The organism is Sediminibacterium sp. (assembly GCF_030695065.1).
Lineage (GTDB): Bacteria > Bacteroidota > Bacteroidia > Chitinophagales > Chitinophagaceae > Sediminibacterium.
On record NZ_JAUYTR010000025.1, the window covers coordinates 76,744 to 88,896 of the forward strand.

Here is a 12,153-nt window from a genome sequence, read left to right on the forward strand (position 1 = left end):
CCAATTTAAAATTTATGGCAAAAAGAGATTTTTACGAAATACTAGGTGTATCTAAATCTGCTTCGGCTGATGAAATAAAAAAAGCTTACCGCAAAACGGCAATGCAATTTCACCCTGATAGAAATCCAGGTGATAAAGCAGCTGAAGAAAAGTTTAAAGAAGCAGCGGAAGCTTATGAAATATTAAGTGATGCAGATAAGAAAGCCAAGTACGATCGGTATGGTCATGCTGCATTTGGTCCTGGAACCGGTGGTGGAAATTATGGTGGCGGTGCAGGCATGAATATGGATGATATTTTCAGCCAGTTCGGAGATATTTTTGGTGATGATATGTTTGGAAGCTTCTTTGGAGGCGGAGGTAGACAACGTGGTGGTGGAGGAAGACAACGAGGTACAAGAGGGTCTAATTTACGTATTAAGCTTAAGTTGAACTACGAAGAAATTGCCAAAGGAGTAACCAAGAATGTGAAAGTAAAAAAGCATGTTGTTTGTACTACTTGTACAGGCAGTGGTGCTAAAGATAAAAATAGTACACAGTCTTGTTCTACATGTGGAGGTTCTGGTCAGGTAAGAAAAGTAACCAGTACTTTCTTAGGACAAATGCAAACCGTTTCTACTTGCCCGAGTTGTAATGGAGAAGGCACAACTATCACGGCAAAGTGCGGCTCTTGTAAAGGAGAAGGACGTGTATATGGCGAGGAAACCATCAGTATTGAAATACCAGCAGGTGTTCAAGAAGGAATGCAGTTGAGTATGAGTGGTAAAGGAAATGCAGGTGAAAGAGGTGGATCCAATGGAGATTTGATTATTCAAATTGAAGAAGAATCACATGAAGAACTTCACAGAGACGGATTAAATGTTGCCTATGATTTATATATCTCTATTCCTGATGCAGTATTTGGAACACAAGTAGAAGTACCAACTATTGACGGTAGAGCTAAAATTAAAATTCCGGCAGGCACGCAAAGTGGAAAGATATTTAGATTAAAAGGAAAGGGATTTCCTGAAGTACAAGGCTATCATAGAGGTGACCAATTGATTAATGTAAATGTTTGGACTCCTCAAAACATAAGCGCAGAAGAAAAACAAGCTTTAGAGAAATTTAATTCGAGCGGTAACTTTAAACCCAATCCTGTTAAAGGAGAGAAAAGTTTTTTTGATAGAGTAAAGGAAGCATTTAGTTAATGCGAGGTTTTTTTCTCTTTGATGTGTTATATATTTTATCTGCTTTCTGAATCAAATAAAGCAATTCATTTTGAACTGGATTCAAGGGATTGTATGCTGTTGCTGCTAATGACATTATTTCACTGTAAGTAAAATCTCTGGTATATTTAGATTTGCGCAGTATGCCAGCAAATGCAGCTATAGTAATTGCTCTCCGGGTTGCAGAATCTACCAAATCAATTGGTATGTAATTGTTTTTAAGTTGAAACAATTGTATTTGTGTTGATGGGTTTATTGCAGATTCATAAGCTATTTTTATTTCTGCAATTTTATGGGGAATCTCATTAGGTGTTAATTCAATTTCGAATAGTGCAAGCGATACATGGCCGCTACCAATTTCGCCACCAATTAATGTTGCCGAACTATCTGAAATGGCATCTTTTTTATTGTCGAATCCAATTAGTCTATAAGCAGTTACGACTTCTTTATTGAAAGCAATTTGTAAAATGGTATTTTTTGCAACAGAAAAAAGGGTAGAAGTAAATTCCTTGACCAGTACTTTTTCGGCTTCTGCAATCTGATCAATGTAAGCAAAATTACCATTCCCTTTTTTAGATAGGGTTTCTAATTTACTGTCTTTATAATTGCCCATTCCAACGCCCAAACAAGTTAAACTAATTCCATATTCCTTATAGCCTACAATTAAATCTTCAAGTTCTTTCTCTGTTCTCTGCCCAACATTAAAATCGCCATCTGTTGCCAAAATAACGCGGTTATTCCCCCCTTTTATAAAGCTTCCTTTAGCCAGATTATAAGCTACTTTAATTGCATTTTCGCCTGGTGTATCACCATTGGCACTTAATGAATCTATTACATCATTGATGATTTTTTTTTCTGTACCACTAGTGGGATAGAGCGCAATGGAAACATTTCCTCCATAAGTTACAATGCTTATAGTATCTATGTTTCGTAAATTAGCTGTTAGTAATTTAAATGCAGATTGTAAAAGTGATAATCGATTGGGATGATCCATAGAGCCAGATACATCAATAAGAAAAACAAGATTGCTAGGCGGAATTTTTTCTAGGTTTAATTTTGGGGCATATACTTTTGCTAAAAGCAATTTGTTTTTGGTATTCCAAGGGCAGTCTGTTACAATAGATTCCATTGAAAACAACTGAGAAGTGTTTTTATTCGAATGCTCAAATGAAAAATAGTTAAGCATTTCTTCCGTTCTTACCGCATCAATTGGTACAAACATTTCATTAATTAAGAAACGCCGTATATTACTAAATGCTGCTTTATCAATATTTAAAGAAAAACCTGTTTGTGGATATTGATTGGTTTTAATAAATCCATTTTCTATCAATCCGCTATAACTTTCTCCCATCCCAGCATATTGTATTGTTTCTGCCGGTTTTAAGTCTGTAATAACAGAAGATAAATTTTTCTGGTACAGTCTTGCAGTACTGGGTAGCATTTCTAAAACAATCTGTTGAAATAGACTTGTATATGCCAGTATTCTGGTAGGTTCATATCCTGGTAATGATAAGAAAATACTATCTTCTGATTTGTTAAGTGGAATGCCAAAATCTCCGTCTTTCCCACTGAAAAAAGGAACAGTTCCTTTAGACTTTAAATGGATATTTACACCTTCAAGCTTTTTACCTCTATTGTCTTTTATTTCACCCCTTAAATAATATTGGGCACCAGTATTAGTAGTGTAAAAGAATGAAATCAATATGATGAGCAATCGATACATCCTAAACAATTTAAGAAAACTTGCTGATTTGTACTTATTAGCGCTAACTATTCAGTTTCTTTTAGCTGATAAATTTCTTTCAGGTTTCTACCAAATCCGTCATAGTCCAATCCATAGCCAAGTACAAATCGGTCGGGAATACTAAAACAACAATAGTCAATTTGTACAGGGTAAATGGTAGCATCTGGTTTATGCAATAGAACCGCCATTTTAATGGAAGCGGGTTGTTGGTGATACAATTGAGGTATAAACTCATTCATCGTTTTACCCGTATCTATAATATCTTCTAATAAAATTAAATGTCTGTCTCTTATATCGGTATCTAATCCTATTGCAGTAATTACATTTCCAGTAGACTTGGTTCCCTTATAAGAAGCCAATTTAATAAAACAAATTTCTGCCTCAATGCTGATTTGCTTAAACAAATCAGCTGCAAACATGAAAGAACCATTTAAAACACCAATGAATAATGGGCGCTTTCCTTCGTATTCTTCGCTAATAATTTCTCCTAATTCTTTAATTTTTTCTTGAATTAATGATTCGGGTAAATAGGGCTCAAATGTTTTATTAAACAAAGTAATATTCGCCATGCTTATTTTTTGTTTGGAGTTGTTTTGATTTCTACCGGACTTTTTAAATATACTTTGCTGCCAGGTGTTGGAAGGGTAGACCGATTCCATTTATTGTACAATAAAATGCTTTCTAATCTTACGCCAGTTATTTGTGAAATATCGTTTAAGGTTTCTCCTTGCTTTACAATGTGAAATTCATTCTCCCCTTTCTTTTGTTTTCTTTCTATATAAATGAGTTGGTCTTCTTTAAGAATATCTACTTCAGTCATGTCGTTGTACAATAGCAGCTTTGATAAGGAAATATTGTACTGATTAGCAATAGCAAGTAATGAACTGCCAGCTTTAGCCAATAACACGCCCGTATTGTTGATGGTAAATAATCCTTCAGGATAATTTAAATGACCATATTTACTATTTTGTTGGTCATTGTTCCTTTTTGCTGCTGGAATATAAGTTTCAGATTCGGTTATATCAGATTCACTCTCTTTATCTTGTATAGTTGTAATTGTTTTTTCAATTGGGGTAGCATCTACTGGTGTAGTTGCTATGATTGGCAGTGTTGGACTTTTTATTCTAGCCAGTGCAATAGAATTATACTGATCTAATTGATAGTCCTTAATTATTTTAAGTAGTTTTTGAGGATAAGTGGGGGCGGTTGCATAACCAGCTTTTTTTAATCCTTTTGCCCAGGCTTCAGTATCAGTTGGACTTAAATTAAATAAGAATTGATAATGAGTCCTAGTTCTTAAAAAATCTGAATGGTCTTTAAATGAAGCTTCTGAATTATCATATACCCTAAAACATTCTCCTTTTGCATCATCATCATGAAATGTTCGGGCACCGGTCCATTCTGGTTTGCATTTAATACCAAAATGGTTGTTCGATCTTTTAACTAAAGCACTCTCACCTGATTGAGATTCCAAAACAGCCTGTGCAAGTGTAATGGCAGCAGGAACGCCAGAACGAATCATTTCATTGATGGCAATTTCTTTGTATTGATCAATGTATGCAATTGTTTTACTATTCTGCCCATGCATTTGAAAAAATAGGAATAGCAAAATTATGGTAACGGTCAATTTCATTTTTCTCATTTCTTTTTAATGATGGTTAATCCATCTCTGATAGACAACATCACTTGTTCTGTTCTGGGGTCCTGCTGAACATGCTGGTTGAAAGCGTGTACAGCTTTGGCGTTTTTCCCTTTTAATGGCTCTTCTAGTACTTGCCCATGAAACAATACATTGTCTGCTATAATAATCCCCTCTTTTGCTAAAAGCGGAACAACCATTTCATAATAGTTGATATAGCCTGTTTTGTCGGCATCAATAAAAACCAAATCCCATTGATAGGGGAGTTGCGTAATGATTTCCATAGCATTGCCTATATGCAAAGTTATTTGCTTATTTGCATTCAATTTGCTAAAATTTTCAGCTGCAGTAGCAGCATCTTCGGGCCTAATTTCAATGGTATGTATCATGCCATCTTCTGGAAGACATCTTTGCATACAAAGGGCGCTATAACCTGTAAATGTGCCTATTTCTAATACATGCTTTGGTTTAAGCATTGCACAAATCATACTTAAAAATTGTCCTTGCACATGCCCGCTAAGCATATGCGCCATTGGATGTTTAGCAGTAGTAGCCTTATTTACCTCTTCTAATGCTATTGGTTCAGGACTGGTAAATTGTGCTATATAGGTTTCTATAACGGGGCTAATTAGTTCCATTTCCCTTTTTTGATATCAGTAGAAGACCTAAAAATGTAATACTACCATTAATGATTAATAGTTCTAGCCCAACTTCATAAGAGCCCAATAAGGACTTTTGGTATTTATCTAGAATAAAACAAATAATAGGTGCTGCAATACAAACATAGGGAACCAATGCATCGTTTACAATTCGTTTGGTGATTATTCCAAAAGTGAATAACCCTAAAAGAGGTCCATAGGTATAAGCTGCAATTTTGAGCAATAGACCAATCATACTTGGATCGTTCACCCATTTGAAAATGAGTACAAATACTAGAAATATAGCAGCAAATGTTAAGTGAACTCTTTGTCTGATTTTTTTCTGAGCAGCTTCGGTTAAATCGGCCCTTCTTTGTATACCAATAATGTCTATGCAAAAAGTGGAAGTAAGTGCGGTAATAGCGCCATCAGCACTAGGAAAGAGGGCAGATATTAATGCAATGATGAAAATGACCGAAACAACAGGCGGCATATGTTCCATTGCTAATACAGGAAAAATTTTATCGCCAGAAACTGCAATGTTTAAATTCTCCGCATATAAATACAATAAGCCTCCTAAAAACAAAAAGATTACAATTACAGTAGCCAATGTAATAGCCATAGACATCACATTTTTTTGCGAATCTTTTAATGTTTTTACCGATATATTCTTTTGCATCATTTCTTGGTCCATACCAGTCATAGTAACTGTAATGAACGCACCAGCAATAATTTGTTTTAAGAAGAAAAATTTGCTGTTGGGGTCTGTAAAAAATATTTTAGAATAGCCTCTGTCGTTCATTGCTTGTAAACTATCGCCAAAGCCCATATTAAGCTGATTCAGGATATAAAATACACAGATCACTAGACCAGCCAGCATACAAGTAGTTTGAAGGGTGTCAGTATAAACAATGGTTTTTACTCCCCCTTCAAAAGTGTACAATAAAATCATTACTAAAATGATTAAAGTGGTTGCCCAGAATGGAACATTAAAACTGTTTAAAATGGCTTCTTGTAAAATATTTACTACTAAATACAAGCGGGCAGTTGCCCCCAATGTTCTAGATAGTATAAAAAAGGAAGAACCTGTTTTATAAGAATTAAAACCCATTCTAGAACTTAAGTAATTATAAATTGAAGTAAGGTTGAGTTTATAGTAAAGGGGTAAAAGAATATAGGCAATCATTAAGTAACCAAATAAATACCCAATGGTAATTTGCAAATAGGCAAAAGATTCTTTAGCAACCGCGCCTGGAACACTTACAAACGTAACTCCGCTTAAAGAAGTACCCACCATTCCAAATGCCACCAGCATCCAGTTACTATTCTTATTCCCGATGAAAAAAGAGTGGTTGTCGCTATTTCTTCCTGTATACCAAGCAACGGCTAATAAAATCAAGAAATAACCAATAACAAATGAAAACAGCAATAAGGGCGACATATGGTATTTGTTTCGTTAAAAGAATTTTGTAAAGTAGTAAAAATAATTCAGGTATTTTGTCTGTCCTAATGGTATAGTATGAAAATTAAAAATATAGCTGTTTTCTGTGGTTCTAAGTCTGGAAATGATCCTGAATTCTTGTTGCAAACAATTGAATTAGGAAAATTAATGTCCCAGGAAAAAATAACACTGGTATATGGAGGAGGTAATAAAGGCCTCATGGGTGCGGTTGCAGATGCTGTAATGCAAGGAAACGGCGAAGTGATTGGGGTTATTCCTGAAGTGCTGTTAGAGTGGGAACACCAACACAAAGGCATTACCGATTTAAGGGTTGTTGCCGATATGCATGTACGAAAAAAATTGCTCTATGAACTTTGTGATGCGGCCATTATTTTGCCAGGCGGAAATGGAACTTTAGACGAGTTGTTCGAAATGCTCACTTGGAATACACTTAAGATTCACAATAAAAAAATTGTGATATTAAACTGCAATGGATATTATGACCATTTAATAGCACATATTGATACAATGTACCAACAAGGGTTCCTGTATGAAGACTGGAAAGAGCGATTGCTGGTAGCTTCTACCGCTGCAGAAGCTATCTCTTTCTTGCGTTAAGGTACATGCCAAAACCTCCTCTAAATACAGGTTGCGGGTCTCCAAATTGATCACGGTAAGGAGAATTAATTGCTTGATTTAAATCGATCATGATGGTAAAATGAGAAAAGCGATTTCCAATTTCTCTAGTACCATAACCAATTCCAGCTAACATACTGGGAGCTTTAAGTTTATATTTAAAAGTTTGACCTGTGTTTTCATCTGTTTGAGAAGAACTGATCCAATTGTATTCTGGTTGAATTTGTAAGTGTAAAAAACTGATAGGCCATACCCTTAAAAATGCACCACCACCAAAGTTGAAATTTTTGTATTTGATAGAATTAAAACCAGTTGCGCTTTGCGAGTAATAATTCAAGTTCATAGCCACACCAATATCTAACCATTCATTTAAACTATAACCCACTTCAGGGTTAAGTCCTAAATTAAAAAAGCGATTAGACAGACCAAGGTTTAAGCTGGTGCCAATAAATACTCTCGCATTGTCAAAACCCACTGGTTTTTCTGGAGCTTCTAACTGCGCGTGTAATTTGCTGAAACTGCCAAGTACTAAAATCAATATCCACCATCCCTTTTTCATATGCATTGTTTAAATAAAATTACTCAATCCTTAGCATCAAATATTTTTCCAACATTTAAAATATTGTTAGGATCAAAAGCTTTTTTAATATCTCTCATAAGTTGAATAGAATTCAAGCTAAATACCGTTTCCATATATGGTTTTTGAATAAGTCCAATACCATGTTCTCCACTAATGGTTCCACCTAAACTTTTAACTAATTGAAATAAGGCCTTTAGTATTTGGGTCATTTCTGCGTTACCATGACTGTTCTTAATGGTAGGGTGGTTGATGCGAATATGTAAATTACCATCGCCTGCATGGCCGTAACAAACCACTTTAAAACCATATTTATTTCCCAACTCTTTTACTCCTTTAATTAGTGAAGGTAATTCAGCCCTTGGCACAACGGTGTCTTCTTCAATTGTATAACCATCTAATTTTACCGCTTCGGCAGCCCTCCTTCTGAGCTTCCACAATTCTGCTTTCTGTTGGGCATCGTCTGCAAATAAAATATCTCCCGCATCAAATTCAACTAAGAGTTCTGCAATGGCTTCCACCTCTTGCATTAATACGTCCATATTGTTGCCATCCACTTCTATAATTAAATGCCCCTCTGTTGTTTCTGTAACTGGAACAACAGTACTGTCTACCATTTTACTTACAATTTGTAAAGCGTTAATTTCAATCAATTCCAAAGCGCTTGGAACAAATCCTGCTCTAAAAATGGCACTTACTGCAGCTCCTGCTTTTTCAAGAGAAGCAAAAGGAACCAACATTAATAAATCATATTTAGGGTAAGGGATTAATTTTAAAACTATTTTGGTAACAATACACAATGTACCCTCACTACCTACTATGAGTTGGGTAAGATTATACCCTGTTGCATTTTTGAGCACATTGGCGCCGGTCCACATGATTTCACCATTGGGGAGTACCACTTCTAAATTGAGCACATAATCTTTTACCACACCATATTTAACCGCTTTGGGGCCACCGCTATTTTCTGCAATATTGCCTCCTATAAAACAACTTCCTTTACTACTTGGATCTGGTGGATAAAACAATCCTTTTTCTTTCACTGCATTTTGTAAAACTTCGGTAATTACTCCAGGTTCTGTAGTTACTTGTAAGTTCCTTTCGTCTATTGATAAAATTTTATTGAGTTTTTCAGTTGAAAGTAAAACACCCCCAAGATGTGGTAAAGCGCCACCGCTTAAACCAGTACCAGCCCCTCTAGGTGTAACTGGAATAAAGTGCTGGTTACAAATTTTCATTATAGCCGCAACTTGCTCGGTATTAAAAGGTTTTAAAACTATTTCAGGCAAGTATACAAGGCGTTCAGTTTCATCGTGCCCATATTCCGTTAAGCTCGTTTCATCCATTAACACGCTTGATTCCCCCACAATTGATATGAATTGGTCTACAATATCTTTTGTTAATAGACCCCGCTGCTTTTCGCCAACCATGAATTAAATTTTGGTAAAAATACGACCCAAAGGGGGTAAAAATTGTGTAATTAGTACACAAATAATATGTTCAAATAATTAAACAATGTACTTTTGCATACTAACTAACGATTGTTTGTATATGTCATTACCAACTTTAACCGTAGACGCATCAAAATTTTTAGCCTTGGGATTAACCAACGAGCACGGGGTACATTATCAATTATCTCCTGAAACTTTAGTGAATCAGGCTTTATTAAAAGGGCAGGGTGTATTAAACGATACCGGTGCACTTTGTATTAATACCGGAGAATTTACTGGAAGAAGTCCACAAGATAAATTCATAGTAAAAGATGAAATAACAGCAGATACTGTTCATTGGAATAATTTCAATATTCCTATTGATGAAAAATACTTTCATCAATTAAAGAAAAAAGTATTGGATTATTTAGGGCAACAAGAAGAAGTGTGGGTGAGAGATGCATATGCTTGTGCCGATGATAACTACCGGTTAAATATTCGAGTAATTAACGAAAATCCATGGAGCAATTTATTTGCTTATAATATGTTCCTAAGACCAACTGAGAAAGAGTTGGAAAACTTTACACCAGAATGGCATATTATTCAAGCACCCGGCTTTAAAGCAGACCCTGCTGTAGACGGAACGAGACAACATAATTTTGCAGTTGTATCTTTTACGCATAAAACCATTTTAATTGGTGGTACAGGATACACTGGTGAAATGAAGAAAGGTATTTTCACTATACTCAATTATATACTTCCGCAACAAAAAAATGTATTAAGCATGCACTGCAGTGCTAATATGGGAAAAGAAGGTGATGTTGCTGTTTTCTTTGGTTTGAGTGGAACAGGTAAAACAACTTTAAGCGCTGACCCCAATAGAAAATTAATTGGAGACGATGAGCATGGTTGGACTAGTAATAGTGTGTTCAATTTTGAAGGTGGTTGTTATGCTAAAACCATTGACTTAAGTGAAGAAAAAGAACCTGAAATTTTTCATGCAATCAAACCAGGGGCTTTAGTTGAGAATGTGGGTTTTATAAATGGAACCAGTCAAATTGATTTTAGTTTTAAAGGCATTACAGAAAATACTAGAGTAAGTTATCCTTTGCATTTTATTTCGAATGCAATGGAACCAAGCATTGGTGGGTTACCCAAAAATATATTTTTCTTAACCTGCGATGCATATGGCGTTTTACCTCCCATTAGTAAGTTAAGTCCTGGTCAAGCAATGTATCAGTTTATTAGTGGCTATACTGCCAAAGTAGCTGGAACAGAAGCAGGTGTAACCGAACCAAAGTCTACATTTAGTGCTTGTTTTGGAGCACCATTCTTACCCTTGCATCCAGGCAAGTATGCAGAAATGTTGGGCGCTAAAATGAAAGAGAATGAAGTGAATGTATGGATGATTAATACCGGTTGGAGCGGGGGCTCTTATGGTACAGGTAGCCGAATGAAGTTAAGTTATACCAGAGCAATGATTACTGCAGCATTAAACGGCAGTTTAGACAATGTTGCTTATGAACCGCATCCAGTTTTTGGTATGATGATACCAACCACTTGTCCTGGTGCTCCTGCAGAAATTTTAAATCCTAAGTCTACTTGGTCAGATGCTGCAGCGTATGATGCAACAGCCAAAAATTTAGCACAACAATTCATTAAGAATTTTGAAAAATATGCAGCCGGTGTTTCGGCAGAGATTCTGGCGGCTGCTCCAATCGTATAACTATTGATTGCTTAACTGTTTGCGATTGTTTGCCTGAAGAGCCTCCTTCTGAAAAGAGGGAGGCTTTATTATTTTGAGGATAGAAAGTTACCAGGTAGGCGCATTCCTTTTTCGTCGTCTACCACTTTACGCATAACTTTTTTTAAGCCCTCTGGCAATTGTTCCAATTCTGTTTCAGTAAGAACATGCACTATTTCATGAAACTCATCTTCATCATCGTAATAGCCTACAAATAAATCGATGGATTGATTGGAATGCATTCGAAGTGAAATTTCTAAATCTTCTTCGTACTGGTGCATGCTAACAATAGCCCATTGGTCGTTGTCTTCAAAATTAAATAAAACTTCAACCGGGTCTTGGCTTACCACATGGGTTACCAATTTTTCAATTAATTCTCCTGAATGATTTTTTACTAGTTCTTCGTAGTTCATAGTGTATTGTAGTGCCCATTAAAAAAGTCCAAAAAGCATTCCATCAACTTTGCTGATGATTTCACCAAATTGTTCTTCGTTTTCAGCAAATTTATTTTTATCACAATCAATAATTAAAAGTTGTCCTTCTTTGTAACCATCAATCCATTTATTGTAATATTCATTCAATTTTTTCAAGTAATCTAAGCGAATATTTTCTTCATATTCTCTGCCTCTTTTCTGAATTTGCGATACCAATGTAGGAACAGACGCTTTTAAATAGATTAATAAATCTGGCGGTTGAACCATTGTTTTTAGTGTCTGAAAAAATTGATAGTAGTTGTCAAAATCTCTTTTACTCATCAAACCCATCTCATGTAAGTTAGGCGCAAATATATTGGCGTCTTCATAGATGGTTCTATCTTGAATTACTGTTTCAGTGCCATGTTGTATATCTAAGAGTTGATTCAATCTGCTGTTTAAAAAATAAATTTGCAAATTGAAACTCCAACGAGGCATGTCCTCATAAAAATCCATTAAGTAGGGGTTGGTATCTACATTTTCAAACTGTGGAATCCAGCGATAATGTTTACTCAACATTTCTGTTAATGTTGTTTTGCCCGCTCCAATATTTCCCGCTATTGCTACGTGCTTTGGTTTTTTAGGTTTTGCCATTGGTAAATGCTGTTAAAGTGTCGCAACTTAAGTAA

At 35.6% G+C, this 12,153-nt stretch carries 12 protein-coding genes; 3 read left to right on the forward strand and 9 right to left on the reverse strand.

The features are described from left to right. Positions 1-14: 14 nt before the first annotated feature. Positions 15-1,184, forward strand: a complete 1,170-nt coding sequence (gene dnaJ / locus Q8S25_RS14315) for a molecular chaperone DnaJ (RefSeq protein WP_305538800.1) — start codon at positions 15-17, stop codon at positions 1,182-1,184. Here dnaJ and Q8S25_RS14320 read toward each other — a convergent pair. The 5 genes from Q8S25_RS14320 to Q8S25_RS14340 are packed head-to-tail and all read right to left on the reverse strand — an operon-like array spanning position 1,177 to position 6,664. Further along, positions 1,177-2,925 (reverse strand): VWA domain-containing protein, encoded by a 1,749-nt coding sequence (locus Q8S25_RS14320; protein WP_305538801.1) that lies wholly within the window; start codon positions 2,923-2,925, stop codon positions 1,177-1,179. The two genes, dnaJ and Q8S25_RS14320, sit on opposite strands and share 8 nt — an antisense overlap. A 47-nt stretch (positions 2,926-2,972) precedes the next feature. Then, a complete protein-coding gene (hpt, locus tag Q8S25_RS14325) occupies positions 2,973-3,515 on the reverse strand; it encodes a hypoxanthine phosphoribosyltransferase (RefSeq protein WP_305538802.1) in 543 nt (180 codons plus the stop codon). Between the two features lie 2 nt (positions 3,516-3,517). Next, positions 3,518-4,579 carry a glucosaminidase domain-containing protein gene (locus tag Q8S25_RS14330; protein ID WP_305538803.1) on the reverse strand — a complete coding sequence of 354 codons (1,062 nt, stop codon included), beginning with the start codon at positions 4,577-4,579 and terminating at the stop codon, positions 3,518-3,520. 5 nt (positions 4,580-4,584) lie between these two features. Beyond that, positions 4,585-5,223: an O-methyltransferase gene (locus tag Q8S25_RS14335; protein WP_305538804.1), complete on the reverse strand. Its 639-nt coding sequence runs from the start codon at positions 5,221-5,223 to the stop codon at positions 4,585-4,587. After that, the gene (locus Q8S25_RS14340) at positions 5,210-6,664 is read right to left on the reverse strand and encodes a sodium:solute symporter (RefSeq protein WP_305538805.1); all 1,455 of its coding nucleotides are present in this window, start codon (positions 6,662-6,664) and stop codon (positions 5,210-5,212) included. Before Q8S25_RS14340 ends, Q8S25_RS14335 begins: the two co-directional genes overlap by 14 nt. 78 nt (positions 6,665-6,742) lie before the next feature. On the opposite strand from Q8S25_RS14340, the gene Q8S25_RS14345 reads away from it, so the two are divergent. Then, the gene (locus Q8S25_RS14345; protein WP_305538806.1) at positions 6,743-7,282 is read left to right on the forward strand and encodes a TIGR00730 family Rossman fold protein; all 540 of its coding nucleotides are present in this window, start codon (positions 6,743-6,745) and stop codon (positions 7,280-7,282) included. Here the strand turns inward: Q8S25_RS14345 and Q8S25_RS14350 are convergent. Together Q8S25_RS14350 and Q8S25_RS14355 are read right to left on the reverse strand one after the other, a co-directional pair. Beyond that, positions 7,263-7,859: a hypothetical protein gene (locus tag Q8S25_RS14350; RefSeq protein WP_305538807.1), complete on the reverse strand. Its 597-nt coding sequence runs from the start codon at positions 7,857-7,859 to the stop codon at positions 7,263-7,265. The genes Q8S25_RS14345 and Q8S25_RS14350 overlap by 20 nt on opposite strands. Before the next feature lie 23 nt (positions 7,860-7,882). Beyond that, complete coding sequence (locus Q8S25_RS14355; RefSeq protein WP_305538808.1) at positions 7,883-9,307, reverse strand: FAD-binding oxidoreductase; 1,425 nt, start codon at positions 9,305-9,307, stop codon at positions 7,883-7,885. A 121-nt stretch (positions 9,308-9,428) separates the two neighbouring features. Here Q8S25_RS14355 and pckA point away from each other — a divergent pair, with 121 nt between their 5' ends. Then, complete coding sequence (gene pckA / locus Q8S25_RS14360) at positions 9,429-11,033, forward strand: phosphoenolpyruvate carboxykinase (ATP) (RefSeq protein WP_305538809.1); 1,605 nt, start codon at positions 9,429-9,431, stop codon at positions 11,031-11,033. A 68-nt stretch (positions 11,034-11,101) separates the two neighbouring features. Here pckA and Q8S25_RS14365 read toward each other — a convergent pair whose 3' ends face one another. After that, on the reverse strand, positions 11,102-11,464 hold the full coding sequence (locus Q8S25_RS14365) for a hypothetical protein (RefSeq protein ID WP_305538810.1): 363 nt from the start codon (positions 11,462-11,464) through the stop codon (positions 11,102-11,104). Between the two features lie 18 nt (positions 11,465-11,482). Beyond that, the gene (locus Q8S25_RS14370) at positions 11,483-12,118 is read right to left on the reverse strand and encodes a deoxynucleoside kinase (protein ID WP_295186454.1); all 636 of its coding nucleotides are present in this window, start codon (positions 12,116-12,118) and stop codon (positions 11,483-11,485) included. Between the last annotated feature and the right edge of the window lie 35 nt (positions 12,119-12,153).

Coding starts and splice junctions, on each gene's coding strand:
- Q8S25_RS14345 (WP_305538806.1), top strand. CDS start 6,743: ATGAAAATTAAAAATATAGCTGTTTTCTGTGGTTCTAAGTCTGGAAAT.
- Q8S25_RS14320 (WP_305538801.1), bottom strand. CDS start 2,925: ATGTATCGATTGCTCATCATATTGATTTCATTCTTTTACACTACTAAT.
- hpt (WP_305538802.1), bottom strand. CDS start 3,515: ATGGCGAATATTACTTTGTTTAATAAAACATTTGAGCCCTATTTACCC.
- pckA (WP_305538809.1), top strand. CDS start 9,429: ATGTCATTACCAACTTTAACCGTAGACGCATCAAAATTTTTAGCCTTG.
- Q8S25_RS14365 (WP_305538810.1), bottom strand. CDS start 11,464: ATGAACTACGAAGAACTAGTAAAAAATCATTCAGGAGAATTAATTGAA.
- Q8S25_RS14330 (WP_305538803.1), bottom strand. CDS start 4,579: ATGAAATTGACCGTTACCATAATTTTGCTATTCCTATTTTTTCAAATG.
- Q8S25_RS14335 (WP_305538804.1), bottom strand. CDS start 5,223: ATGGAACTAATTAGCCCCGTTATAGAAACCTATATAGCACAATTTACC.
- Q8S25_RS14350 (WP_305538807.1), bottom strand. CDS start 7,859: ATGAAAAAGGGATGGTGGATATTGATTTTAGTACTTGGCAGTTTCAGC.
- Q8S25_RS14370 (WP_295186454.1), bottom strand. CDS start 12,118: ATGGCAAAACCTAAAAAACCAAAGCACGTAGCAATAGCGGGAAATATT.
- dnaJ (WP_305538800.1), top strand. CDS start 15: ATGGCAAAAAGAGATTTTTACGAAATACTAGGTGTATCTAAATCTGCT.
- Q8S25_RS14355 (WP_305538808.1), bottom strand. CDS start 9,307: ATGGTTGGCGAAAAGCAGCGGGGTCTATTAACAAAAGATATTGTAGAC.
- Q8S25_RS14340 (WP_305538805.1), bottom strand. CDS start 6,664: ATGTCGCCCTTATTGCTGTTTTCATTTGTTATTGGTTATTTCTTGATT.